Annotated in this window: 22 protein-coding genes; 16 read left to right on the top strand and 6 right to left on the bottom strand. The window is 58.9% G+C overall.

The genetic code is table 11. The features are described from left to right. Positions 1-151: 151 nt before the first annotated feature. From PH5382_RS15665 to PH5382_RS15650, 4 genes are all read right to left on the bottom strand, one after another. Entirely contained in the window at positions 152-1,333 is a 1,182-nt protein-coding gene (locus PH5382_RS15665; protein ID WP_058335329.1) for an acetate/propionate family kinase, read from the bottom strand. After that, the gene (locus PH5382_RS15660) at positions 1,330-2,727 is read right to left on the bottom strand and encodes a bifunctional enoyl-CoA hydratase/phosphate acetyltransferase (protein ID WP_058335328.1); all 1,398 of its coding nucleotides are present in this window, start codon (positions 2,725-2,727) and stop codon (positions 1,330-1,332) included. The genes PH5382_RS15665 and PH5382_RS15660 overlap by 4 nt, the downstream gene beginning before the upstream one ends. Positions 2,728-2,775: 48 nt before the next feature. Then, a complete protein-coding gene (locus PH5382_RS15655; protein WP_058335327.1) occupies positions 2,776-3,048 on the bottom strand; it encodes a hypothetical protein in 273 nt (90 codons plus the stop codon). A gap of 66 nt (positions 3,049-3,114) precedes the next feature. Then, positions 3,115-4,980: a PHA/PHB synthase family protein gene (locus PH5382_RS15650; protein WP_082645716.1), complete on the bottom strand. Its 1,866-nt coding sequence runs from the start codon at positions 4,978-4,980 to the stop codon at positions 3,115-3,117. A gap of 303 nt (positions 4,981-5,283) precedes the next feature. Between PH5382_RS15650 and PH5382_RS15645 the strand changes: the two genes are divergently transcribed. The 13 genes from PH5382_RS15645 (at position 5,284) to PH5382_RS15590 (ending at position 17,336) form a co-directional block, all read left to right on the top strand. Beyond that, positions 5,284-6,324 carry an HlyD family secretion protein gene (locus PH5382_RS15645; RefSeq protein ID WP_156414941.1) on the top strand — a complete coding sequence of 347 codons (1,041 nt, stop codon included), beginning with the start codon at positions 5,284-5,286 and terminating at the stop codon, positions 6,322-6,324. Next, positions 6,321-9,128, top strand: a complete 2,808-nt coding sequence (gene rbbA, locus PH5382_RS15640) for a ribosome-associated ATPase/putative transporter RbbA (protein ID WP_058335355.1) — start codon at positions 6,321-6,323, stop codon at positions 9,126-9,128. Before PH5382_RS15645 ends, rbbA begins: the two co-directional genes overlap by 4 nt. Before the next feature lies 1 nt (position 9,129). Further along, positions 9,130-10,257, top strand: coding sequence for an ABC transporter permease (locus PH5382_RS15635; RefSeq protein WP_058335326.1), 1,128 nt, complete (start codon positions 9,130-9,132; stop codon positions 10,255-10,257). Between the two features lie 125 nt (positions 10,258-10,382). Next, positions 10,383-10,547: a hypothetical protein gene (locus tag PH5382_RS19820; protein ID WP_156414940.1), complete on the top strand. Its 165-nt coding sequence runs from the start codon at positions 10,383-10,385 to the stop codon at positions 10,545-10,547. 9 nt (positions 10,548-10,556) lie between these two features. Next, positions 10,557-11,969, top strand: a complete 1,413-nt coding sequence (gene atpD / locus PH5382_RS15630; protein WP_058335325.1) for a F0F1 ATP synthase subunit beta — start codon at positions 10,557-10,559, stop codon at positions 11,967-11,969. Continuing rightward, the gene (locus tag PH5382_RS15625) at positions 11,966-12,388 is read left to right on the top strand and encodes an ATPase (protein ID WP_058335324.1); all 423 of its coding nucleotides are present in this window, start codon (positions 11,966-11,968) and stop codon (positions 12,386-12,388) included. Before atpD ends, PH5382_RS15625 begins: the two co-directional genes overlap by 4 nt. Then, a complete protein-coding gene (locus tag PH5382_RS15620; protein ID WP_058335323.1) occupies positions 12,385-12,696 on the top strand; it encodes an AtpZ/AtpI family protein in 312 nt (103 codons plus the stop codon). The genes PH5382_RS15625 and PH5382_RS15620 overlap by 4 nt, the downstream gene beginning before the upstream one ends. Then, on the top strand, positions 12,693-13,049 hold the full coding sequence (locus PH5382_RS15615; RefSeq protein WP_197410059.1) for an N-ATPase subunit AtpR: 357 nt from the start codon (positions 12,693-12,695) through the stop codon (positions 13,047-13,049). The genes PH5382_RS15620 and PH5382_RS15615 overlap by 4 nt, the downstream gene beginning before the upstream one ends. Continuing rightward, positions 13,046-13,750, top strand: coding sequence for a F0F1 ATP synthase subunit A (locus tag PH5382_RS15610; RefSeq protein ID WP_058335322.1), 705 nt, complete (start codon positions 13,046-13,048; stop codon positions 13,748-13,750). The genes PH5382_RS15615 and PH5382_RS15610 overlap by 4 nt, the downstream gene beginning before the upstream one ends. After that, complete coding sequence (locus PH5382_RS15605; RefSeq protein ID WP_058335321.1) at positions 13,747-14,034, top strand: F0F1 ATP synthase subunit C; 288 nt, start codon at positions 13,747-13,749, stop codon at positions 14,032-14,034. Before PH5382_RS15610 ends, PH5382_RS15605 begins: the two co-directional genes overlap by 4 nt. 3 nt (positions 14,035-14,037) lie before the next feature. Beyond that, positions 14,038-14,808: a F0F1 ATP synthase subunit B family protein gene (locus tag PH5382_RS15600; protein ID WP_058335320.1), complete on the top strand. Its 771-nt coding sequence runs from the start codon at positions 14,038-14,040 to the stop codon at positions 14,806-14,808. Further along, positions 14,798-16,336, top strand: a complete 1,539-nt coding sequence (locus PH5382_RS15595; RefSeq protein ID WP_058335319.1) for a F0F1 ATP synthase subunit alpha — start codon at positions 14,798-14,800, stop codon at positions 16,334-16,336. The genes PH5382_RS15600 and PH5382_RS15595 overlap by 11 nt, the downstream gene beginning before the upstream one ends. Continuing rightward, on the top strand, positions 16,320-17,336 hold the full coding sequence (locus PH5382_RS15590) for a F0F1 ATP synthase subunit gamma (RefSeq protein WP_058335318.1): 1,017 nt from the start codon (positions 16,320-16,322) through the stop codon (positions 17,334-17,336). The genes PH5382_RS15595 and PH5382_RS15590 overlap by 17 nt, the downstream gene beginning before the upstream one ends. Before the next feature lie 109 nt (positions 17,337-17,445). Here the strand turns inward: PH5382_RS15590 and PH5382_RS15585 are convergent, their stop codons facing one another. Continuing rightward, positions 17,446-18,291, bottom strand: coding sequence for a cysteine hydrolase family protein (locus tag PH5382_RS15585; protein WP_058335317.1), 846 nt, complete (start codon positions 18,289-18,291; stop codon positions 17,446-17,448). A gap of 125 nt (positions 18,292-18,416) precedes the next feature. Between PH5382_RS15585 and PH5382_RS15580 the strand changes: the two genes are divergently transcribed. Then, on the top strand, positions 18,417-19,325 hold the full coding sequence (locus tag PH5382_RS15580) for a helix-turn-helix domain-containing protein (protein WP_058335316.1): 909 nt from the start codon (positions 18,417-18,419) through the stop codon (positions 19,323-19,325). 39 nt (positions 19,326-19,364) lie between these two features. Here the strand turns inward: PH5382_RS15580 and PH5382_RS15575 are convergent, their stop codons facing one another. Continuing rightward, a complete protein-coding gene (locus tag PH5382_RS15575; protein WP_231751904.1) occupies positions 19,365-21,749 on the bottom strand; it encodes a hybrid sensor histidine kinase/response regulator in 2,385 nt (794 codons plus the stop codon). A gap of 554 nt (positions 21,750-22,303) precedes the next feature. Between PH5382_RS15575 and repA the strand changes: the two genes are divergently transcribed. Both repA and repB read left to right on the top strand, forming a co-directional pair. After that, a complete protein-coding gene (gene repA / locus PH5382_RS15570) occupies positions 22,304-23,479 on the top strand; it encodes a plasmid partitioning protein RepA (protein ID WP_058335354.1) in 1,176 nt (391 codons plus the stop codon). Beyond that, positions 23,479-24,471 (top strand): plasmid partitioning protein RepB, encoded by a 993-nt coding sequence (repB, locus tag PH5382_RS15565; RefSeq protein WP_058335314.1) that lies wholly within the window; start codon positions 23,479-23,481, stop codon positions 24,469-24,471. Before repA ends, repB begins: the two co-directional genes overlap by 1 nt. The last annotated feature ends 51 nt before the right edge of the window (positions 24,472-24,522 follow it).

Raw genomic sequence — 24,522 nt, 5'->3', positions numbered from 1 at the left:
GGTTGATCGTTCGAGCCCAAAAGCAACATTCAAGCTTCATTCCAAAAACTGTAGCGCTGCTGGCCGACAACCGCTAGGGGCTGATGAAATGATGCCCCAACGTAGGTCAGAATTGGCGAAAGTATGGGCATAGGGGGGCTGCAGCCAGCGCTCAGGCCAACATTTTGCGACAGGCCTTGGCAACGACGATCTCCTCGTTGGTTGGCAAGACAAGCACCGGGACCTTTGACTGCGGCGTTGAAATACGGATCGCATTCCTGCCGTTTGCCTCTGTCTGTAGCGAGATCCCAAGCCAAGCCAGCTGGTCGCAGATCTGTTGCCGGATCAGGGCGGATTTTTCGCCGATCCCAGCGGTGAAAACCAGCGCGTCTAGCCCGCCGATGGCAGGTATAAGCCCGGCGAGAATACTGGCAGCGCGATAGCAGAACAGGTCAATCGCTTCACGCGCATGCGGGTCGTCACTGTCCTGTAGCACCTGCATGTTGTTGCTAATCCCGGACACGCCCAACAGGCCGGATTGTCGGTACAAAAGAGTTTCGATTTGGGTGGCGTCCATGCCTTTGGACTGCATCAGATAAAGCAGCACACCAGGGTCCAAGCTGCCGCATCTGCGCCCCATCATCAGCCCGTCAAGGGCAGTGAACCCCATACTGGTCGCCACGCTTTTTCCGCCTTTCATCGCGCAGATGCTGGCCCCATTGCCAAGATGCGCGACGATCACGCGGCCTTTGGCGGTCTTGCCAAGGTATTCTGGCAGCGCGCTGGCGATGTAGTCATAGGAAAGGCCATGAAAACCATAGCGCAGGATCCCTTCGTCGCTCAGCGCACGAGGCAGGGCGAACATCTGCGCCAACCGGTCCTGACTGCGATGAAAGCTGGTATCGAAACAGGCAATCTGCGCGAGATCAGGCTGCCATTTTGCAACTGCGCGAATGGCCGCGAGATTATGCGGCTGATGCAGCGGGGCCAGCGGCGCAAGTGCTTCAAGGCTGGCCAAAACGGCATCGTCAATCAGAACCGGATTAGCATAGGATTGCCCCCCGTGCACCACCCGATGCCCCACCATTAACAGCGGTGTTGTGCCCAGCTGTTGCGAAAGCCAAGGCAGCAGGCGTGCAATGATCGCGTCGTGGCTCAGGCTGGGGTCCAAATTTTGCCATGTGCCAGCCTCCAGCGCCTTGCCATCTGCGCCTAGGGCGGAAAATACCGGCCTGTCGCCAATGCCTGCAATCTTGCCGCTGATCATCGGTGTGTCGTCGCTGCCTGCGGCAGAAAACACCGCAAATTTCAGGCTGGATGATCCCGCATTGAGGGTCAGAATAGCACCGCTCATGACCTTTGCTCGCCTTGCTGAGAATGAACAAAAAGCTGCGCTATGGCGGCAGAGGCCAGACGTGACAGCACCCCATCCGCCCGGCTGGTCAGAACAATGGGCACGCGGGCACCAAGCACCAGCCCGGCAGCCTCGGCCCCGGCTAGATAGATCAGCTGTTTTGCCACCATATTGCCAGCTTCGAGATCGGGCACCACCAGAATATCGGCATCCCCCGCGACGGCGGAGGTGATCCCCTTGGTTTCGGCCGCAGCCTTTGACACCGCATTGTCAAAGGCCAGCGGCCCATCCAACACCCCGCCAGTGATCTGGCCGCGATCCGCCATCTTGCACAGTGCTGCAGCATCCAGCGTCGAGGGCAGCGTTGCGGTCACGGTCTCCACCGCCGACAGGATCGCCACTTTGGGCACAGAGATTCCGATTGCACGGGCCAGGTCTATGGCGTTTTGAACGATATCGCGTTTGGTCTGCAGTGTTGGCGCAATATTGATCGCGGCGTCGCTGACCAAAAGCGGTTTTGGATAATGCGGCACGTCCAGCGCAAAGACATGAGTCAGACGTCGCTCGGTGCGCAGGCCTGTCTCTTTGTTAAGAATGGGGCGAAGCAATTCATCAGTGTGCAGCTTGCCCTTCATGAGCATATCGACAGAGCCTTCGCGGGCCAGCGCCACGGCTGTTTCTGCGGCGGCATGGCTATGGGGCGTATCAATGATCTCGATCCCCGTCAGATCCCGCCCGATTTGCGCGGCGGTGGCTTCGATCTTGGCCTTTGGCCCGATCAAAACTGGATGGATGATCGCCTTATCACCCGCCGCAAGGGCGCCGCCAAGGGAGAGCTCATCACAGGGGTGCACTACAGCCGTGCGAATCGCGGCAAGATCTTTGGTGGCCCGGATCAGATCCTCAAACCCGTCGCCACGGTCATGTAGGTGTACCTCGGGTAGGGCGACACGCGGGCGGCGGACCTTTTTGTCGGGGGCAATGACCAGTGCCTGCCCCTGAATGACGGTGTCGCCATCCTGATTGGTACAGAGACAATCGAGCGTGACCTGATGAAGGGCCGCGTCTTTCGCGGTGACCGTGACCTGCACCGTGACCGTATCCCCCAGACCGACGGGGCGGCGAAAGTTCAGATTTTGGGTCACGTAAATTGTGCCAGGTCCCGGCAGTTCGGTCCCCAGCAGAGCAGAGATCAACGCGCCCCCCCACATGCCATGGGCGATGACTTTGTGAAACATATCGGACTGGGCGTATTCGGCGTCCAGATGCGCCGGATTGATGTCGCCCGACACCACCGCAAACAATTCGATGTCTTGCGGCTTGAGCCTGCGTGTCAGATCGGCCCTGTCACCGACTTTGATCTCGTCGAATGTCTTGTTCTCAATGAATTGCATTGACTTCAGCCCTCTGCAGCTGGCCCGGAACAGGGCCTGGGTCAGGTTTCAGGATTTGGAGTCAGCTTCATCAGACTGCGATTTCTGCGCTTCGATGTCTTCCGCTACGGCTTCGATTTCGCGGAAGGCATCACCGGCAGATTTTTGGCCCTCGACATGGGCGATACGTTCGCCGTTGACCATGAGGTCGGCGTCACCCCAGGGGTGGGTGTCGATCTCCAGCGCATCGCCGTTTGCTGCGGCCGAAAAGTGCTGCTCGGTGGCTCCTTTGCCACTGGGATAGCTGAGGTCAGGTTTCCAGTTGATAGATTTCTTGGTCATTTTTCAATCCGTATAGGTGAGAGACATGTTCGGCCCGGGGTTTTGAATCAGGCGTATGAAACAGGTCTATTTTTCAAAAACATAGGTTCCAGGAGCATCGGCCAGCGCATTGGCCAAGACCGGCGGCGGGCCCGGCACGCCTGAGCGTTCTCCAAGCCAGTCGCTCCATTCCAGCCACCAGGACCCGTCTTTGACTGGGGTATTAGCCGCCCAGGTTTCAGGATCCACGTAGTGATCATCATGGCGCGTGGTGGCGACCTGATAGCTGCGGTGCCTGTGGCCGGGCTCGGACACAATGCCGGCGTTATGGCCACCACTGGTGAGCACAAACGTCAGCTCGGTATCCAGATAGAGGTGCATCTTGTATACAGAATGCCAGGGGGCCACGTGGTCTTTGACTGTGCCCACGGAAAACACCGGCACATGAATATCGGTCACCGAGATCGGTCGCCCGTCGACTTTGAAATGTCCCTCGGTGAGATCATTGTCGAGATAGAGAGAGCGCAGGTATTCCGAATGCATCCGGAACGGCATCCGGGTGCCATCCGCATTCCAGGCCATCAGGTCAAACATATTGGCGGGCTCGCCCATCAGATAACTGTGCAGAACCTTGGACCAGATCAGATCCGCAGAGCGGATGGTCTGAAAGGCCCCGGTCATTTGGTTGATGTCCAGATAGCCCTGCTCCCACATCATGTCCTCCAAAAAGGCCAGCTGGCTTTCATTGATGAACAGCTGCAATTCGCCCGGTTCGGTGAAATCGATCTGAGAGGCAAAGAAGCTCAGCGAGGCAAAGGGATCCCCGTCATCGCGGGCAATGGTTGCGGCCGCAATCGACAGTAGGGTGCCGCCAAGGCAGTAGCCGACGCCATGGATCTTTTCACCGGGGATGATGGTGTTGATCGCGTCGATGGCCTCCATGACGCCCATCTGGCGGTAGTCATCCATGCCGAGATTGCGATCTTCGGCATCCGGGTTGTGCCAGGAGACCATGAAGACCGTATAGCCCTGTGACAGCAAAAACCTGACCATCGAGTTTTCGGGAGACAGATCAAGGATATAGTATTTCATGATCCAGGCGGGCACCATCAAGATGGGTTCGGGGCGCACTTTTTCTGTTGTGGGCTCATATTGAATCAGCTCGATCAAACGGTTACGAAACACCACTTTGCCCGGCGTTGTGGCCACTTCCTGACCGGGACGATAGGCCTCGATACCGGCAACGGGGGCGTCCAGTCTGGCATGTTCCATATCCTCCAGCCAAGCATTGAAGCCGCGTATCAGGTTCTGGCCGCCTTCCTCGCGGGTTTTGGCCAGCGCTTCGGGATTGGTCAGCAGGTAGTTGGACGGGGAAAACATGTCGAGTACCTGGCGGCTGGTGAATTCCAGAGCATTCTCATGCTGCTTTGTCACTCCGCGCACACCCGTTGTCGCGTTGTGCCACCATTGCTGGTTCAGCAAAAACGACTGATAGATCAGATTGTAGGGCCACTTCTGCCAGGCGTCCCCAGCGAACCTTTTGTCCTGCTCCAGCGGCTCAAGGCAGGGGGCGGTGTCGCTGTCAGACGTGGCGCAGCGCATGGCATAGCGTGACAGGCGCAACCATTTGCGAAAGGCTTTCTGCGTAAGCTCTACCTGTTTGCCGGGCGAGGTCGACAGATGCACCAGCCAGTCGAGATAGGCCCCTCCAAGGGCCGTGGGAGAGACACCGCCTGTGACCTTTGACAGGGTGGCATGGCTCGCACGGTCCAGATACTCTGCCACGGCGGCGGATTGTTTCAGCTCTGGAACATGATCGAGATCCGGTACATGCAGGGCCGCCAGCCGCCGCGAGATCTTTGCGATCTTTTCCAGTTTTGAAGCTGCCTTTGCGGCTGCACCAGAAGTTACGCTTGAACCCGCGCCTGAATCTGCGGTGCGTTTCTTGGTCATGTTGGCGGACTCTGAAATATGTGATTCGGGGCGACCCATTCGTATTCCTCCAACTGCAGGCCTGCGCCTGTCCGGAAAAGCTGTCATTTTTGCCACTTTAACGCGACTAGGGGTGCAAAAACGGGCATCTTTTGTCGGCGCTGCATAAAATTTTTGCAGGTCCGATTGTCAGGCTGTTCAGCACCCTCAGTCTCGGCTTCGATTTAAACCACATTCAAGAGACAGGTATTTGACATTGGTCAAATACCAGACGGAATTTGCTTGTTATGTCTTCGAAAGCACCGCAGCAAAGGAACACACCAGATGAAACCATCTACAGGCCTTACAACCTTGGTGGCGGCCCTTTGCGTGGGTGGCTATTTCCTCGCCACAAGCGAGAGCGAAAACGCTATGGTTCAAAAGCTGCAAAGCGGCCTTGCTGATCTGTCTTTGTTACCTGGAAACAAGGATGCCCTGCCCGAAGGCATCAGCGCATCCAATGGTCGAATAGAGGCAGAGCGCATTGATGTTTCTACCAAAATTTCCGGTCGCGTGACTGACATTCTGGTGTCCGAAGGAGACTGGGTAGAGGCCGGGCAACTGATTGCCAAGATGGAATCTGCCGAGCTTGAGGCGCAGCTGCATCAAGCAGAAGCAACTGTGCTGCAAGCGGAACAGCAAAAACTGCAGGCCGAGGCCCTACTGCATCAGCGCCAGTCGGAACTGACCACAGCCGAAGCGGAATTCGCTCGGGTTCAGCGGCTGGCGGAGGATGATTTTGCCTCTCAGACGCGGCTTGATCAGCAGCGTACCGTCTTTCAGACGGCGCAGGCGGCCATGGCCGCCGCCGAGGCCGGTATTCCTTTGGCTGAGGCCACAATTGCGGCCGCGCAGGCGGGCGTCGACAGGCTGCAAACGCTGGTTGATGATACCAGCCTCACCGCGCCAAGGGCAGGACGGGTGCAATATGAGCTGGCCCATGTCGGCGAGGTCATGGCCGCAGGCGGGACGGTCATCACGCTGACTGATCTGACGGATATGTATATGTCGATCTACCTGCCGTCACGCGATGCCGGGCGACTGGCCATCGGCGCCGACGCCCGCATCATTCTGGACGCCATTCCAGACTATGTCATCCCAGCGACGGTCACTTTTGTCGCCAGCACCGCGCAGTTCACGCCCAAATCGGTCGAAACCCAGGATGAACGCGACCAGCTCATGTTTCGGGTCAAGCTGACTATCGGGCCGGATCTGCTGGCGCAGTATCAGGACCGCGCCCGGGCGGGTGTTCCCGGGCTCGGATATGTTCTGGTCGATGAAGCCGCCGATTGGCCCGCGAAGCTAGCTGTTCGCCTGCCGCAATGACCCTAGGAGCTGCAAACCAGGAAACTGCCCAAGAAGCTGCAGCACCGGTTGTCCAGCTCAGGGCGGTGACCCATCGCTATGGCGCGACGCTGGCCCTCGAAGATGTCGATCTGGATATTCCTGCCGGTTGCATGGCCGGGTTGATTGGCCCGGATGGCGTCGGAAAGTCTACTTTGCTGGCGCTGGCTGCAGGTGTGCGCCGACTTCAATCCGGTGACATTCAGGTGCTGGAAGGGGACATTCGCGACCGCCGCCACCTGCAGGACTGCAACTATCGGATCGCCTATATGCCGCAAGGGCTGGGGCGAAATCTGTATCCGACGCTGACGGTGACCGAAAATCTGGATTTTTTTGGCCGCCTTTTTGCCCAGCCGCAGGCCGAACGCCAGGCCCGCATTGCGGATTTGTTGCAGGCGACTGGTCTTGACCCTTTTCCCGATCGCCCCGCCGGAAAACTCTCGGGCGGTATGAAGCAAAAACTGTCGCTGTGTTCGGCGCTCATTCACGACCCGGACCTGCTGATCCTGGACGAGCCGACAACCGGCGTTGATCCGCTGTCGCGCCAGCAGTTCTGGGATCTGATCGATCATATCCGCGCGCAACGCCCCACCATGAGCGTCATCGTCGCTACGGCCTATATGGAGGAGGCCGAGCGGTTTGACTGGCTGGCGGCTGTATCTGACGGAAAAATCACCGCGACTGGCACCCCCGAAGAGGTGCGCAATCAGGCCCAGCAACCCACTCTGGAGCAGGCCTTTATTGCTATGCTGCCGGAATCCGTGCGCGCCGGCCACCAAGAGGTCGTGGTGCCGCCATTCCAGCCCACCGCAACCGGATACGCGGTCGAGGCAAAATCCCTGACCCGCAAGTTTGGCGATTTTGTCGCCGTCGACAGTGTTGAGTTCAAAATTGCCCGCGGCGAGATTTTTGGCTTTCTCGGCTCCAACGGCTGCGGCAAGACCACGACGATGAAAATGCTGACGGGTCTTTTGCCAGCCAGCAGCGGCGAGGCGCTGTTGTTTGGCGAGACACTGGATGCCCGCGATATGCGCACCCGCCAGCGTGTCGGCTATATGTCGCAGTCCTTTTCGCTGTATTCAGAGCTGACGGTGCGCCAGAATCTTGATCTGCATGCCGAACTCTACCGGATCCCGCTGGCAGAGCGGGCCGGGCGGGTGGCGCAGATGCTGCAGAGTTTCGAGCTGGAAGAGGATGCCGACAAACGCCCCGATGCGCTGCCACTGGGCATTCGTCAAAGGCTGCAACTGGCCGTCGCCGTCATCCATTCGCCCGAGGTGCTAATCCTGGATGAGCCAACATCGGGGGTGGATCCGGTCGCACGCGATGCCTTCTGGCAGCACCTGATCGGGTTGTCGCGCAATGATGGCGTGACCATTTTTGTCTCCACCCATTTCATGAATGAGGCCAAGCGCTGTGACCGGATTTCGCTGATGCATGCAGGCCGGGTTCTGACCATAGGTGCCCCGCAGGAAATTCTCGAGGAAAGTGGCGCGCCAACTCTGAATGACGCCTTTATCAGCTATCTAAAGCAGGCCGCTGATGAAAGCGAAACAGCAGCCCCACAAGGTGTCCCTCAGGCTGTCGATCAGCCAGACCTACAGGCAGGTGGGTCGACACTGGTATCCGACGTGCAACCTGCGCCGCGCCGACGTCTTTTTTTCAACCTTGCCAGGATGTGGGCCTATACCAGGCGCGAAACACTGGAAATCCTGCGCGATCCACTGCGGCTGACCTTCGCCTTTCTCGGGCCTATTATTTTGATGCTGACCTTTGGCTATGGTATTTCCTTTGACGTGGAAGACCTGCCCTATGCGGTGCTGGATCAGGACCAAAGCGCCGAAAGCCGCAGCCTGCTGGAGGCCTTCTCTGGCTCGCGCTTCTTTGAGGAACGTGACCCCGCCTATAGTACTGCTGAACTGGCTGCCCGGCTGCGCGCCGGAGAGATTGCAATTGCGGTGGAAATCCCACCTGATTTTGGCCGCGCGCTGTTGCGGGGTGAAGAGCCCGAAGTACGGGTCGCGATAGATGCCGCAATGCCGTTTCGCGCCGAGACCGCCCGTGGCTACATGCAGGGCCTGGCGTTGTCCTATATCGAGGACCAGTCCGAACGGACCTATGGCTCTGTGATCGACACCAGCTATGCCAGTACTGAAACCCGGTATCGTTACAATCAGGCGTTCAAAAGTGTGTTTGCGCTGGTGCCTTCGGTGATCATGCTGATGCTTGTTCTGATCCCCGCGATGATGTCGGCCATGGGGGTTGTGCGCGAAAAGGAAACCGGATCCATCGCCAATTTCCGCTCCACCCCGGTGACCCGCAGCGAGTTCCTTCTGGGCAAGCAGATGCCCTATGTGGTCATTGCCATGGTCAGTTTTTTCACGTTGCTGGCGATGGCCTATTGGGTCTTTCAGGTGCCGGTCAAAGGCTCGATGACAGCCCTGCTGGTGGGAACTCTGTTCTATGTTGTTGCTTCCACCGGATTTGGAGTGCTGATTTCGACCTTCACCAAATCGCAGGTGGCTGCGACCTTTGCGACGGCGGTTGTGGCCATCATTCCGGCGGTCAATTTCTCGGGCCTCTTGGTGCCGGTGTCATCGCTGTCAGGCAGTGGCCGGATGATCGGTCTGGGCTTTCCTTCCGCCTGGTATCAGCAGATCAGCGTCGGCACTTTCACCAAAGAGCTTGGCTTTGCCGAGCTGTGGCAGAACCATATCGCGTTGGTTGGGTTCGCGCTGTTTTTCATCGCGGCGTCGATCTTGGCGCTGCGTAAGCAGGAAAAATGAGATGAAACAGTGGCTATACAACATCTTTATCCTGGGTCTGAAAGAGTTGCGCAGCCTGCGCGCCGATCCGGTGCTGTTGTTTCTGATCGTCTATATCTTCAGCTTCGCGGTCTATGCGGTGGCTACGGGGGCCAAACTCGAGGTCTCCAATGCCTCGGTCGCCTATGTTGATCTGGACCGGTCAGAGCTGTCCGGCCGCATCATTGAGGCCATCTTACCGCCGGAATTTGACCGTCCGCAAGAGATTGCGGCGAGCGATGTCGATCGACTGATGAACGATAGCGACTATGTCTTTGTGCTGTCCTTTCCACCGCGGTTCGAGGCTGATGTGATCGCGGGGCAGCAACCGGTTTTGCAATTGAGCGTCGATGCCACGGCGATGGCGCAGGCAGGTAATGGCGCTGTTTTTCTGCAGCAGATCATCACTGCCGAGGTCAATAAATTTGTCGCCGGGGATGACAGTTCAAGCAGCCTGCCGATTGATCTGATCATCACCGCGCAGTTCAATCCAAACCTGCAATCGGTCTGGTTTTCCTCGGTGATGCAGGTGATCAACAATGTCACGATCTTGTCGGTCCTGTTGACCGGGGCCGCCCTGATCCGCGAGCGTGAACATGGCACGATCGAGCACCTTCTGGTGATGCCGGTCCTGCCATCAGAGATCATGCTGGCCAAGATCTGGGCCAATGGTCTGGCGATCATCATCGGCGCGATCCTGTCCTTGTGGCTGATCGTGCAGGGGGTTCTGGCGGTTCCCGTTGCCGGATCCATTCCCTTGTTTATCGCAGGGTCGGTGCTCTATCTGGTTTCGGTCACCGGGCTTGGCATTCTGCTTGCAACCTTCACCACATCCATGCCGCAGTTTGGCCTTCTGGTGATGCCTGTTCTGATCGTCATGAATCTTCTGTCCGGCAGCACCACGCCAATGGAAAGTATTCCCGACTGGCTGCAAACAATCATGCAGATCTCGCCCTCAACCCATTTTGTCGCCTTCTCGCAGGCGATCCTCTATCGGGGGGCCGGGTTGGAAACCGTCTGGTTCGATATGGTGATCATGGTGCTGCTCAGCCTGGCTTTTTTCATCATTGCCCTGCTGCGATTTCGCCAGACCATCGCCTCAAGCCATTGACGCGACCCAATGTTCACGACCCAATAAATTAAAGTGATCCGTTTACCCGTTGACGCAAATCAATATCCCCAGGCCCGATCCCTGCCAGGTTTGGCCGAGAGACTCAGACCCGTTGGAGAGAACAGATGGCCGAAGACACCAATGCCGGTGCCGGGGGGGAGGCCGGGGCCCCGATCGAGGATCAGGTGGTTTTGCCAAGCTGGGCGGCAGCGCAGGCATTGGCCGTCTGGCGGATGCCCTGCAACTTCTCGAAGGTCGCGCAGGCATGCAAATCCGTCAAAAGAATATAGGATGACCAGATGAGCAGCAGATCGGCCAGAGGCTCCACCCAGCAGACTGAGGCAGAGATCCAGACAGATGGCACTATCGCGGCCATTCGCGGCGGCGTGGTCGATATCGCCTTTGCGGGCAAGGTGCCACAGATCTACGATCTGCTCTATGCCGGAGAGGTCGCACTGGAGGTTGCCGCCCTGCTTGGAGACGGGCTGGTGCGGGCGATGGCCATGGCACCGGTGCGCGGGCTTGGCCTCGGCATGACGGTCACAGCCACTGGTGGTCCTGTCACGGTGCCGGTTGGTGACGCGGTTCTGGGCCGGATGCTGGATGTGTTTGGCGCACCGATTGATGGTCGCCCCGCGCCCGAAACCAAAGTCCGCCGCTCGATCCACCAGCCGCCGCCAGAGCTGAGCGAGCGGGTGCTGCAGGCGCAGATCATGGAGACCGGGATCAAGGCGATTGATCTGCTGTCCCCGATCGAGCGCGGCGGCAAAACCGGCCTGTTTGGTGGCGCAGGCGTTGGTAAAACCGTGCTGATCACCGAGCTGATCAACAACACCATTCAACACCACAAGGGCGTCAGCCTGTTCTGCGGCATCGGCGAACGCTCGCGCGAGGCCGAAGAACTCTACCGCGAAATGGGCGAGGCTGGCGTGCGCGAAAAAACTGTCATGCTGTTTGGCCAGATGAATGAAGCCCCCGGCGTGCGATTTCTGGTCGGCAATACCGCTTTGACCATGGCGGAATATTTTCGTGATGAAAAACAGCAGGATGTCCTGCTGCTGATCGACAATATCTTTCGCTTTGTGCAGGCCGGATCAGAGGTTTCCGGCCTGATGGGGCGGATGCCATCGCGGGTGGGGTATCAGCCAACGCTGGCCACCGAACTGGCGGCACTGCAGGAACGGATCACTTCGACCCGGCGTGGTGCGATCACCTCCATTCAGGCGGTCTATGTGCCGGCCGATGATTTCACCGACCCGGCGGCGGCGCATATCTTTTCACATCTCTCGGCCTCGGTGGTGCTGTCGCGCAAACGCGCCAGCGAGGGGCTCTATCCGGCGGTGGACCCGCTGGCTTCGGCTTCGGTAATGCTGACGCCAGCCGTGGTCGGTCAGCGCCATTACGACATTGCCCGCGCGGTGCGCCGTACCCTCGCGGACTACGAAGAACTGCGTGACATTATCGCCATGCTTGGCCTTGAAGAACTGTCAGCCGCCGACCGCGCCACCGTGGCCCGTGCCAGGCGGCTAGAGCGGTTCCTGACCCAGCCGTTTTTCACCACCGGATCTTTTACCGGCGCGCAGGGTAAGATGGTGCCCATCGCCGACACCTTGCTGGGCTGCGAAACAATCCTGAACCAGACCGAATTCGACCTGCCAGAAAGTGCTTACTACATGATCGGCGGTCTGGATGACCTGCAGGCGGCGCCATGAGCATGAGACCTGAAATGACCGTCACCCTGCGCCTGCCGACCCGGACCCTGTTCGAAGCAAAGGCCATAGCGCTGACAGCAGTGGGGCCTGATGGTGCCTTTGGGATCTGGCCCAATCACATCGATTTTGTCTCTGCCCTGGTGCCTTCGGTGCTGACCCTGCGACTGGCAGATGACACGCAGGACGGGGACGAAGAGATTTTTGGTCTGGATGAAGGCATGCTGGTGAAAAAAGGCCATCATGTCACGGTGGCGACCCTGCGCGGCGTACGCGGCGAGGATCTGACAACCCTACAGGAGATGGTCCAGAGCAGTTTTGTGCAGATGGACGAAGAAGAACGGCTGGCGCGCTCTGCTCTGTCTCGACTGGAGGCGGATATGGTGCGACGCTTTGCAGAACTACGCAGGCCACAGCCATGAAGCCACCTGTCACGAGACCTGGGAAATCCAAGGATGACAAACCCGCCGAAGAGATCGGCCGCCAGGCAAAACGGATGAAGGCGCGCCGCGATCATCCCGAGCCCAGCCCACTGCGCGGGATTGCCACCTTTGGCATGATCGGATGGTCAGTGGCGGTGCCCACGGTGGGCGGGGCGTTTCTGGGGATGTGGCTGGACCGGGTGGCGCCGCAGACGTTTTCGTGGAGCATTGCGCTGATATTGGGGGGCGTGGTTCTGGGGGGCTTTATCGCCTGGTCGCAAATTGACAAGGAAGGAAAAGACCGATGATTGCATTCGACTGGACCGCCGCTGCATTGGGTTTTGCCTGTGGCGCGGGCATGAGCGTGCTGTTCTTTGCCGGCCTCGGGCTTGGCATGCGGCTGGCACTGCGGACCAACAGCCCGATCCGCATCTTGTCGCTTAGCGCGGTGCTGCGAATCGCCGCCCTGCTGGCCGTCGGCTGGCTGGTTGCAGCACAGGGCGGACCCTGGGCCTTTGCCGGATATGGGCTGGCCTTTTTTCTGATCCGGACAGTTTTTACCAGTCTTGCCCGGCTTGCTCCTGCCTCACCTCCACCGCCACCTGCTGATGCAGAGCAGCCTAGGATGCCGACAAACAAAGTAACCGGAGAGACGCCATGACCCTGTCGCCGGATCAAACCCTGCTGTTTGAGATCTGGGGGATCGCGATCAACGCCACCATTTTCTACACCTGGGTGGTGATGGCTGTCCTGACCGGGGCCTCGATGCTGGTCACCCGCAATCTGCGCCCGGATGTGCCGCCAAACCGCTGGCGTACAACTCTGGAAGTCATCGTGCAGGGCATTCAGGAACAGATCCAGGAAATCGCTCCCAACCCATCGCGTCATCTGTTGTATTTTGCCGGAACTCTGTTTCTGTTTATCGCCGCCTCAAACCTGCTGCTGGTCATTCCGGGGTTCACCCCGCCGACCTCGTCACTGTCGACCACCACTGCACTGGCACTGGCGGTGGTGCTGGCGGTGCCCTTGTTTGGCATCACCAGCCGGGGCATTGGCGGCTATCTGAAAACCTATATCCAGCCCTCATTTGTGATGCTGCCCTTCAATATCATCTCGGAGTTCACCCGCGGCATATCACTGACCATGCGCCTTTATGGCAATATCATGAGCGGCGCAGTGATCGCCGCGATCCTGCTGAGCGTGGCACCGTTTTTCTTTCCGGTGGTGATGGATCTGCTGGGTCTGCTCACTGGTATGATACAGGCCTATATTTTCACCATCCTGGCCACGGTCTACATTTCCAGCGCCACCAGCCCGGCCAAGCCTTCCCAATCCGCATTGCCTGAAAAGGAAACCCTATGACCGATCTCTCTATCATTGCCTTCATTTCGATCTTTACTGCTGGGATCACGGTATCCTTTGGCGCCATGGGCCCAGCCTTGGGCGAAGGGCGTGCCGCCTCGACCGCGCTCAGCGCGATTGCCCAGCAGCCCGATGCCGCCGCGACCCTGTCGCGGACGCTGTTTGTCAGTCTTGCGATGATCGAATCCACCGCCATCTACTGCTTTGTCGTCGCGATGATCCTGATCTTTGCCAATCCCTTCTGGAATGCGGCCCTCGCGGCTTCGCAGGCGGCAGGCGGCTGAGCGATGTCTATCGACTGGATCACTGTTGCGGCGCAGATCGGCAATTTCCTGGTGTTGATCTGGCTTTTGAAACGGTTTCTCTACCGGCCAATTCTGGACGGTATCGACGCACGTGAATCAGAAATCACCCAGCGCATGCAGGCCGCCGTGGTGGCAAAAGAACAGGCCGCCGAAGCCGAAGCGGATTTTCGCGAGCAATTGTCAGACCTGCGTTTCAGGCAGTCAGAGATGACTGATAGCGCGCAACAACAGGCCGAAGCGCAGCGCGACAGCCTGTTGGCAGAGGCTCATCAGAGGCTGGAACGGGAGCGCCAGGACTGGGCGATCCACCTTGATGAAGAGCGCGCCAAATACATCGCCAAACTGCACAAAGCGGGCGCCGGGGCTCTGTTATCCCTGACCCGCAAGGCCCTGTGCGATCTGGCGGATCAGAACCTCGAGACCCAGATGGCGCATCACCTGGTGACGCAAATCACGCCAATGGCCGCCGATTTGCATCGCGCTGCGGGATCCTGCAATGCGGCGCTTGTCACCAGCCATGCCGCCCTGACGCCCGCCGCGCAAGAGATTGTGACCACGGGCCTGCAACAGCAATTTCCCGGGATTGCAGTGGAATATGCTACGGATGCGGCTCAGGCACCGGGACTTGAGCTGCGCCTGGGCGGGGCAGAGCTGGCCTGGACCGTCGACAGCTATGTCGATGATCTGGCGGCGTTGATCGAGGAACAGCTCGCCGCCGGAGCCGATCTGAAGGCGCAGCCGCATGAGATCTGAAAACACCCCTCCTGAGGCCCATCCCGACAGGCTTTTGGATGCGCTTTTGAACAGCCCCTCGCCTGCGCCGCGTCTGAGCGAGGTCGGAAAAGTGGTCGAGGTCGGCGATGGCATCGTCATTGTCGCCGGGCTGGAGCGCGCGTTGTCTGATGAATTGCTGCAATTCGCCAGTGGCCTGCGCGGCATTGTGCTGGATCTGGAGCCGGGGCGCCTTGGCGTGGTGCTGCTTGGCCCCTCGGAGCGGGTGCAGATTGGTGAAACCGTGATGCGCACCCACAAGGTTGTCAGCACCAAGGTCGGCCCGGCGCTTTTGGGGCGGGTGGTCGATGCTCTTGGCAACCCGCGCGACGGCAAGGGCCCGATCAAGGCACAGGCGATGCGGCAGGTCGAGGCCGAAGCCCCACCCATTCTGGACCGTCAGGCCATCGCGCGTCCGCTGGCCACAGGGATCAAGATCATCGACGCCGCCGTCCCCGTTGGTTTGGGCCAGCGCGAGCTGATCATCGGGGATCGCCAGACGGGCAAAACCTCGATCGCGGTGGATGCCATTCTGAATCAGAAAAACACCGATGTTCTGTGCATCTATTGCGCCATCGGCCAGCGCGGCGATGCGGTCGCCAAGGTGATCGGCGCGCTGGAGCAAGGGGGCATGCTGGCACGCACCATTGTGATCTCTGCCGGAGACGAAACCGCAACTGGCCTTGCCTATGTGGCACCCTATGCGGCGATGACAATGGCAGAGTACTTCGCCAGCCAGTCCCGAGATGTTCTGGTGGTGCTGGATGATCTGACCCACCATGCGCGCTCCTACCGAGAATTGTCATTGCTGCTGCGCCGCCCACCTGGACGCGAAGCTTTTCCGGGCGATGTTTTCTATATTCACGCCCGCCTGCTGGAGCGCGCCGGACAGTTCACGGTCGCCGCCGGGGGTGGCTCGATCACGGCTTTGCCGGTGGTGGAAACCCAGGCGGAAAACCTTTCGGCCTATATCCCAACCAACCTGATTTCGATCACCGACGGGCAAATCTATCTATCGCCGCGTCTGGTGCGCAAAAACCAATTTCCGGCGGTTGACCTGGGGGTGTCGGTGTCGCGGGTGGGCGGTAAGGCGCAAAGCAAGGCGTTTCGCGCCGTGGCTGGCAATCTGCGGGTTACTCTGTCGCAATTCGAAGAGCTGGAGGATTTCGCCCGGTTCGGCACCCGTCTTGATGACGCCACGCGGGCACGTCTGACCCGTGGCGCCGCCGTGCGGGCCTCGTTGCGGCAGGCCGAACGCGACCCAATTGCCGCAGTGGAGCAGCTCGCGGTGCTGGTCGCGGCAATGGATGGCCAGTTCGACGGGCTGAGCGAGGAAGACACATTTGCGGTGATGGCCGACATCCGGATCGCGGCAGCCCGGGATCTGGCAGATATCGCCGCCCTGATTGACCGCAACGATCCTCTAGATGACGAGGCACGGAAACGGATGATCACGCTTGGCCAAAAGGCCCGGCACTGGCTGCGAGGGCGCGATGGCACAGACGCTTGAAACCCTGACCCGCAGAACCGCCAGCATGCAGGGTATCCGCAATATCGTGCATACGATGAAAACCCTTTCGGTGATCAATTCAGCCCCCTATGAAAAGGCTGCCCGTTCCATCCATGTCTATCACGACACGGTTCTGGACGGGTTGCAGGCCTTTTTGCAGGCTATGGGCCCGCATGGCGACCTTGTCGCGCCCAGGCCGAAGATCGTTTCACGGGTGATTGTCGCCTTTGGGTCGGACCATGGGCTATGTGGCAGCTACAATGAGGGTATCGCCGCTCATATTGACCAGTATCTCGACCAGAAAGCCGACAGTTTTGAGGCCGATGAGACGATCACCCTCTGCGTCGGAGCCCAGCTGGTAGATGCGCTGGACAGCTGCAAGATCCCTGTGCAGGACAGTTTTTTCCCGCCTGCATCTGTGGATGGGATCGGTCGACTTGCCAATCTGCTGACACAGCGCCTGGACGAGATCAGGCAGGAAATTCACCCTGGCGAACTCTCTGTTTCACTGGCCTATTGCACTCGCAGCCCCATCCCCGAGAGCGCAGAGGGTTCTTCGGGCCATTCTTCGAACCAGTTTTCAGGCCACTCTGGTGAACATGGCCCCACCATCCGGACTTTGTTGCCGCTGGACCCGGCATTGGTGACGCAGTTGCAGAACCGCCCCTGGGGGTCCCGCAGCCTGCCGGATTTTGCCATGAAGCCAGAGGATCTATTTCGCAGCCTGCTGCGGGGGCATCTGTTCAGCAGCCTTTTCAAGGCCGCTGCCGAAGCATTGGTGACAGAAAACGCCGCTCGGCTTAGTCTCATGCAACAGGCCGAGCGCTCGATCGATGACCGGCTCGACGCTTTGCGATCCGAAATGCGTTCCCTGCGCCAGAGCGAGATCACCAGCGAATTGCTGGACGTCGTGATCGGCTTTGAAGCCCTGAGAAAGCCCCAGCGTCGCCACAAGAAAGGGCCGGATGCGTCAGCCCCGCAACCTCCTCGATCAAGTTGAAAACTCATAATCTGTCTTATGTTATATCTATCCAGACCGTCCCACAGCTGAGAGGAACCACTTCAGGGCGAAAGTCAGACTTTCACCCTGAAGCCGGCTGTTTGCGCGCCTATGCGCTCAGATGTTTCACTGCTTCTTCGGTGGTCCATACCGCATTGGCAATAAAGCGGAAATTGGTCAGGGCCGCCAGATAGCCATCCCCATCCGGAACCACCGCCGCCGCTGTACCGTCGCTGACGACCGCGACTTCAAATCCCTGCTCGATCAGCTCACGCATGTGGCTTTCGGTGCACAGGTTTGCGGACATGCCGGCCAGAACGACCTGATCCACGCCCTGTTTGCGCAGCTGCAGTGACAGATCGTTGGTGTCGTTACCATAGATCTTATGTGGTGAGGTGACGATGGTTTTGCCGTCGTTGATATAGGGTTTGTACTGTTCCAGCCAATCGGCACCAGAGCCTTCAAAACCCTCGGTGTTCAACGCGCCGGGCCGGTCGAACATGCCGATCTTGTGCATCAGTTTTTCCAGCGTCCCTTCGAATTTCCACCCATGATCGGTCGGGTAGTAATAATGCGGAGAAACCGCGACGGTGATGTCAGCGGCCTTGGCGGCTTTGAACAGGGCCTCGATATTGGCAACGGTATTGTTGCGGGTGACGTTTTCGCCAACAACGCCCCAGGTGACGCCGTCAGGAGACAGGAAATCGTTCTGCGGATCAGTCACCACCAGCGCAGTCCGCTTCAGATCGAGAACCATGCTGCTGGGGGGCAGCACAGGGTTTGGCGTGGGGGCATAGGGGTCTGCTGCCTCTTGGGCATTGGCTGCAGTTCCGGCTGCGGATCCTGCAAGGGCTGCCCCGGCTGTTGCAGCTGTGGCCAAACCGCCCCGCAGCGCGGTCCGGCGAGAAATCTTGTGATCCGCGTGGTCATGATTGTGGTCGTGATCGGTGCACATGGTCTGTCTCCTTACAAATGGTGATGCAGGATAGATCGCGCGTGCTCTGTGCCTATTGGTCCAGAATTTGGCCGAAATCATCGCTAATGTGTATCATTTGGTACTTTACGGATTAGGGTGCCGTCATGGATATGAATTACATTCTTGATGAAATGGAGATCCGGGTGGATCCCTTTGCGCTATGCGAGCTGAACGGTGCCTGTGATCTGGGGCTGGAAAAGGATTCGGCAGCAACGCTGCATTATGTGCTGGCCGGCGCCGGTGAGCTGGTCATATCCGGGCGCCCACCAGTGCCGGTGTCGCGCGGCTCTCTCATTCTTGTGCCTGCCCTCAACACTCATGTCTTGCGTAGCTTCGGTGCAGTTGGCGACCCACTGCCGACCTGTAATCCCGAGCGGTTGAATCTGGCGCATCTCATCCACCAATCCCAGGGCGAAACGCAGGGAAAGCTGGTGGCGATCTGTGCCCGCGTGCGCCTGACGATCCGCCAGATGCAGAATCTGGTGGACCTGATCCGCGCACCCGTGGTGGAGAACCGGACCGGGGATCAGGTTCTGGCAGCCCCGATTGAGCAGCTGTTGTACGAGTTATCCCGACCGAGGCATGGCAGCCGGGCGATGATCCGGGCCTTGCTGATGCAATGCATGATCGAGCTCATCCGGCGCCGAGTCGGTGTGATGGATGGCGGGCTGGCCTGGATGGCCGCGCTGCGCGATCAACGCATGTGGCCGGCCCTTCAGCAGATGCTCGACAGTCCCGAGGCACCGCATTCGGTCGAAAGCCTCGCCGCGCTGTGCGGCATGAGCCGCAGCAGTTTTGCGCAGAAGTTCCATACCGCCTATGGCAGTGGCCCCATGGAGTTGCTGCGCGATCTGCGCATGCGCCGCGCAGCCGAACTATTGCATAGCAGCACACAGCCGATCGAACGGGTTGCCGCACAAGTAGGGTTTCGCAGCCGTAGCGCCTTCAGCCGCGCCTTTGAGGCGACCACAGGCCTGTCACCGCAGAGGTTTCGCAGCCAGAACCCACGGTGAAGCGGCTCGCCCTGCCTTGCATAGCGGGCCATGCTGCGCCTACCTGGAGTTCAGCACCGTATGCAGGGTTTCTGACAGCTGCGCTTTCTCCATCGGTTTTTGCAAAAAGACATGCCCGACCTCTGCCGAAGCATCGCTGAGCTGGTCCTGTGGGTAGCCCGACATCAAGACCACTTTGGTCTTCGGAAAAATCGTGCGGATCCGCTCGGCGAATTCCAGACCACTTTCTCCTCCGGGCAAGACCACATCCGCCAGAATAAGATCAGGCGGCGGGCCGACACTCATCACCTGCAGGGCGGTCGCCGCGTCGCTGGACAGGCTGACGCGGTAATTCAGACTCTCCAGAATACCGCGCAATGTGCTTTGAACGGCCGAGTCGTCTTCCAACAGGTGGATGCTCTCCCCCTGCCCCGGCCTGACCACGGCCTGCGGTGCACAGACCAGCCCTGGCGGCAGTTGGTTTGAGCGCGGCAGAAAAACAGACACCTGCGTGCCCTGCCCCGGCTCACTTTGTAGTTGGGTATCGCCACCGGATTGCCGCGAGAACCCATAGACCATCGACAGACCCAGGCCACTGCCCTTGCCGACCTCTTTGGTGGTAAAAAAGGGTTCAAAGGCACGATCCAGATCCACCTGAGGCATGCCTTGCCCGCTATCGGACATGACAAATTCAACATAATCACCGGGCTGAAGCGCTGCGGCCTTGCTGTCCCCGGGTTCTACGGCCGCAATGGGCCTGTTGCGACACAGGATGTGCAACTGCCCGCCGCTGGGCATGGCATCCCGCGCATTTACCGCCAGATTTAAAATGGCGTTCTCGACCTGACTGGCATCCGCATAGGCCGGCCAGAGGTCAGCCGCGATTGAGATTTTCACCGAGATCTCCTCGCCGAGGAGCCGCGGCAGGGTTCGACCCATCTGAGACACCAGAAGGGCCAGATCCACCGGCTTGGGCACCAAGGTTTGCTTGCGCGAAAAGGCCAGCAAGTGCCGGGTCAGTTCGGCGCCCTTTTGTGCCGCCACCTTGATCGCCTCGGCGAGTTCATGTTTCGGATCATCCACCACTTTCAGCAGCTCTGCATTGCCCTGCATCACCGTCAAAAGATTGTTGAAATCATGGGCAATTCCACCCGTCAGCTGGCCAATCGCTTCTAGGCGATGGGCAGCAAAGAGCGAGGCTTCCAGCTCTTTTCGGTCGCTAATATCTGTCAGCAAACCCACTGAACGGACCGGCGTGCCGTCGCGATCACACAGACATCTTCCGGACCCTTGATACCAACGATAGCCACCCGATCCCGTCTTCAGCCGCAGGTCGTGTTCAAAGGCTTGACAGGGCTCTTGCAGATGTCGTTCCAGCTCCGCAAGGCAGGAGCTCAGGTCATCCGGATGAATGAAATCAGCAATCCTTGCCGAGCTCAGAGGTTCACGAAAAGGTCCAGCCTCGTAGCCCAGTGATTTGATGAAACTTGGCGAGACATAGAGATGGTCGCGCTGCACGTCCCAGTCCCAGATCGCAGCACTTTGGGTCGCCAGCGCATAGCGTTCCTCGCTGTCACGCAGCCGACTTGTACGTTCGGCAACCCGGGCTTCCAGCTCGGTGTTCAGCTCCTGCATGCGCAGACGCAATGAGGCCTGTTCGGTCACATCCTCTTCGCTGACAACGGTGACAAAGGCGCCGGTTACCGGATCACGCCCTCGGCGGGCCCGTATGCGGTGAACCCTGGCCCCGTTCTGCGTCCAGACGACCTGTTCGGTGTCGCAGCTTTTGCCAGTTCTTGCGATTTCAAGCAGACGCCCGGCCATTGCCGGATCCTTGAGGCGGCCAGCCATATCATTGTCATTCATGGCTAGGGATGGCCGCCCATAGCAACTCAGCGCGGCCGGGTTTTGCGCCAGCAATCGCCCCTCCAGCGAAAAGGTGCTGACCATCAATGCCGAAGCTTTGGCGGCTTCAAGAATGCGTATGGCCTCTTCGTCGGCGGATTTGTCGATGAACTGCTTCACCTCGATCAGAACCGCGCTCACACCCTTTTCGATCAGCACCGGTAGAAAGGATAGGATGACGGTTTTGGGAGCATCGTTGGGATACAGCGTCCAGGTGTCCTGCAGGCGTTCATTGCCATTGGCCTGCCCGACGATCTGGCGCAGACGCATGCGCACCATGTCGCTGTCAGAGGAAAAATCCCGCTGTTGCAGCTCGGCCAGCGTTTTGGCCTCCCAGAACTCCAGTGCCGCCGGATTTGCCCACCAGACCTGATGCCTGTCGACATCAAAAACCCAGATCGGCGTGGCCAATTGATTGAAATGTTTCAGGCTGCTGTGGTCGGAAAATCCACTGTAGGAACCATTGTAGGATCCAACATCGGACCCGCTGGTGGATCCGCTGTGTCGTGCAATGCTGTCCATTTGGCTATGTTCACTCATTACGGTATCAAAAATTTGTTCCAACGACCTTAGCCTGACCCGACTCTGCACCCAAATGTTTTCTATCTGGGGCGCGCATAGGCAGTTTTACGATGGCGGCACCCGCGCTTGAGCGACACCGAATATTCAGCAACGTGACGGGGCAACGCGTCTCACCAAAGCTCGCATAGGCTTATTTAGAGCCTGAATTGGGCCTGTTTAGCAGGATTAGACTGAATTTGACCTGCCCGCTTGATTCGGCGCTCGCATAGCTAGGATCCCCTGCGGGCTGGCCGGGAGACCTGCGGAAAGGCCTCACTCGTCGGCTCGGCTTGCAGGCACTTTTGGGAGCCGAAAGCAAAAAAATTACATATTTTACAATCAGTTAAACCAATGCAAGAGCTCAAACCTCAACGGAAACCTGTCCACCTGTGGATAACCCGTGGATAGATAGGCAAAAGAATCTGTTGCTTTGGCCGCTCCGACTTGCTTAAAGAAACGGTAAAAATAGCGTTGACGAAAAACAGCGTTACCAGAGCAGAGCCTGAAATAGGGCCAAAAGACAGAGGACAGTGGTGACACATCCGATCCATATAAACCAGCGTGTGCGTGAGAATGCCGAAAATCTCACGGCTGCGCTTGAAAGCCATATGCTCAAGGTATTTGCCCCGGACGCGCGCAAGGAATTGCGACGTTTCAGTGCTGGCGAGGCCGCTGATCTGCTGGGAATTTCCGCATCCTTCCTGCGCAAGTTGCATTTTGACAACCGCATCCCCGAGGTCCATATGACCCCTGGTGGCCGACGGCACTACACCGCCGGTGATCTGCTGGAGATCCGCAAGGTTCTGGAAGCCGGAGCTAAGACGCCGGGCACCTATCTGCGCGGTCGGCGCGAAGGTGACAAGGTGCAGGTGCTGTCCTTTCTCAATTTCAAAGGCGGCTCCGGCAAGACGACCTCCTCCATCCATGCAGCCCAACGGCTGGCACTGAAAGGCTATCGCGTTCTATGTGTCGATATCGACCCGCAGGCCTCGCTGACGACGCTGTTTGGCTATCGCCCCGAATATGATTTCCTCGAATCCGGCACCATCTATGACGCGATCCGCTATGACGAGCCCCTGCCCCTGAGCCAGGTTATCCAGCAGACGTTTTTCACCGGGATCGACCTCGCTCCGGGTGGGCTGATGTTGCAGGAATTTGAGCACGAGACACCACAGGCGCTGATCAACAACGTGCAGCCGGCGTTTTTTGCCCGCATGGCCGCCGCCCTGGCCGAAGTTGAGGCTAACTACGATGTGATCATCTTTGATTGCCCGCCGCAGCTGGGCTATCTCACCATGTCGGCGCTTTGTGCCTCTACGGGCATCCTGATCACCATCGTGCCCAATATGCTGGACGTCGCCTCGATGTCGCAGTTTCTGCAGATGAGTGCCGATCTTCTGGATGTGGTCTCCAACGCGGGGGCCAGCATGGATTTCGATTTCCTGCGTTTTCTCATCAATCGCTATGAGCCGAACGACGGGCCGCAGCAGCAGGTGGTCGCCTTTCTGCGTCAGCTCTTCGACGACGAGGTCATGGTGGCACCGATGCTGAAATCCACTGCGATTTCCGACGCCGGCCTGACACAACAAACCGTCTACGAGGTTGAACGCTCGCAGTTTCACCGCAACACCTATGATCGCGCGCTGGACTCGCTCAACCTGGTGAATGATGAAATCGAGAACCTGATCCAAAAGGCCTGGGGACGCTGATGGCACGCAAAGGTATTCTGACACCCGGCCCGACAAAAAGCGCCGAAACGCCGACAACACCACCGGCCACCAAATCTGCGGCGGCCCGCATGATGCCGCGCGGGGCTGTGGGGGCTTTGCAGTCGTCCCTGTCGAAACTGCAGGAAAATGCAGTGCAGGATATCGACGCCAGCCTGATTGATGACGCCGGTGTCGAGGACCGCTTGGGTCACGACAGCGCCGCGCAGTCGCAGCTGCGCGACAGTCTTGCGACCTATGGTCAACAGGTGCCAGTTCTGCTGCGCCCGCATCCCAAACTGTCTGGACGCTACGAGATCGTCTATGGGCGCCGCCGCTTGCAGGCGCTCAAGGATCTTGGTCTCCCGGTCAAGGCCATGGTCCGCCAGCTGGACGATCATGCGCTGGTGTTGGCCCAGGGCCAGGAAAACACCGCCCGCCAAGATCTGTCTTTCATAGAAAAGGCAAGTTTCGCCGCGCAGTTGCATGACGGCGACTATGACCGGCAGACAATTGCCGCAGCACTTTCGATCGACCTGCCAATGGTCAGCCGCATGCTGAAGGTCGGCCAGGCCTTTGATCTGCCCTTTCTGCGCCAGATCGGATCTGCCCCCGGCATTGGCCGCGACCGCTGGCTGGCGCTGGCGAAACTCTTTGAGGACAGCGCCGCCAAATCACGGGCCATGGCCTATCTAAACCGTCCCGAATTCAGCGAAGGCGATTCAGATGCGCGCTTTGAGGCGATTTTTGAACGGGCCGGGCAAAAGCAATCCGCAACAAAACCCAGCCCCCCTGCCCCCAGCAAACCACGCACGCTGCGCGGCGTTGACGGCAAGGCGCTGGCCGATATTCGTAGCACCAAACGGGGGCTGACGCTGAACGTGCCTGCCCGTACCGCTGACGGGTTTGATGTCTGGCTGAACGAGCATGCCGATGAGCTGCTGAAAGATCTGCATGCCCGCTGGCAGCAAGATCAGACGCCACAGGACGACTGACCCGCACCAGATGACCCATAAGAAACTTAAACAGGAGGCACGAGCCAGAGG

The organism is Phaeobacter sp. CECT 5382 (assembly GCF_001457775.1).
Taxonomy (GTDB): Bacteria; Pseudomonadota; Alphaproteobacteria; order Rhodobacterales; family Rhodobacteraceae; genus Pseudophaeobacter.
Note: the sequence above shows the minus strand (reverse complement) of the source record. Positions and strands in the feature narration are given on the sequence as shown.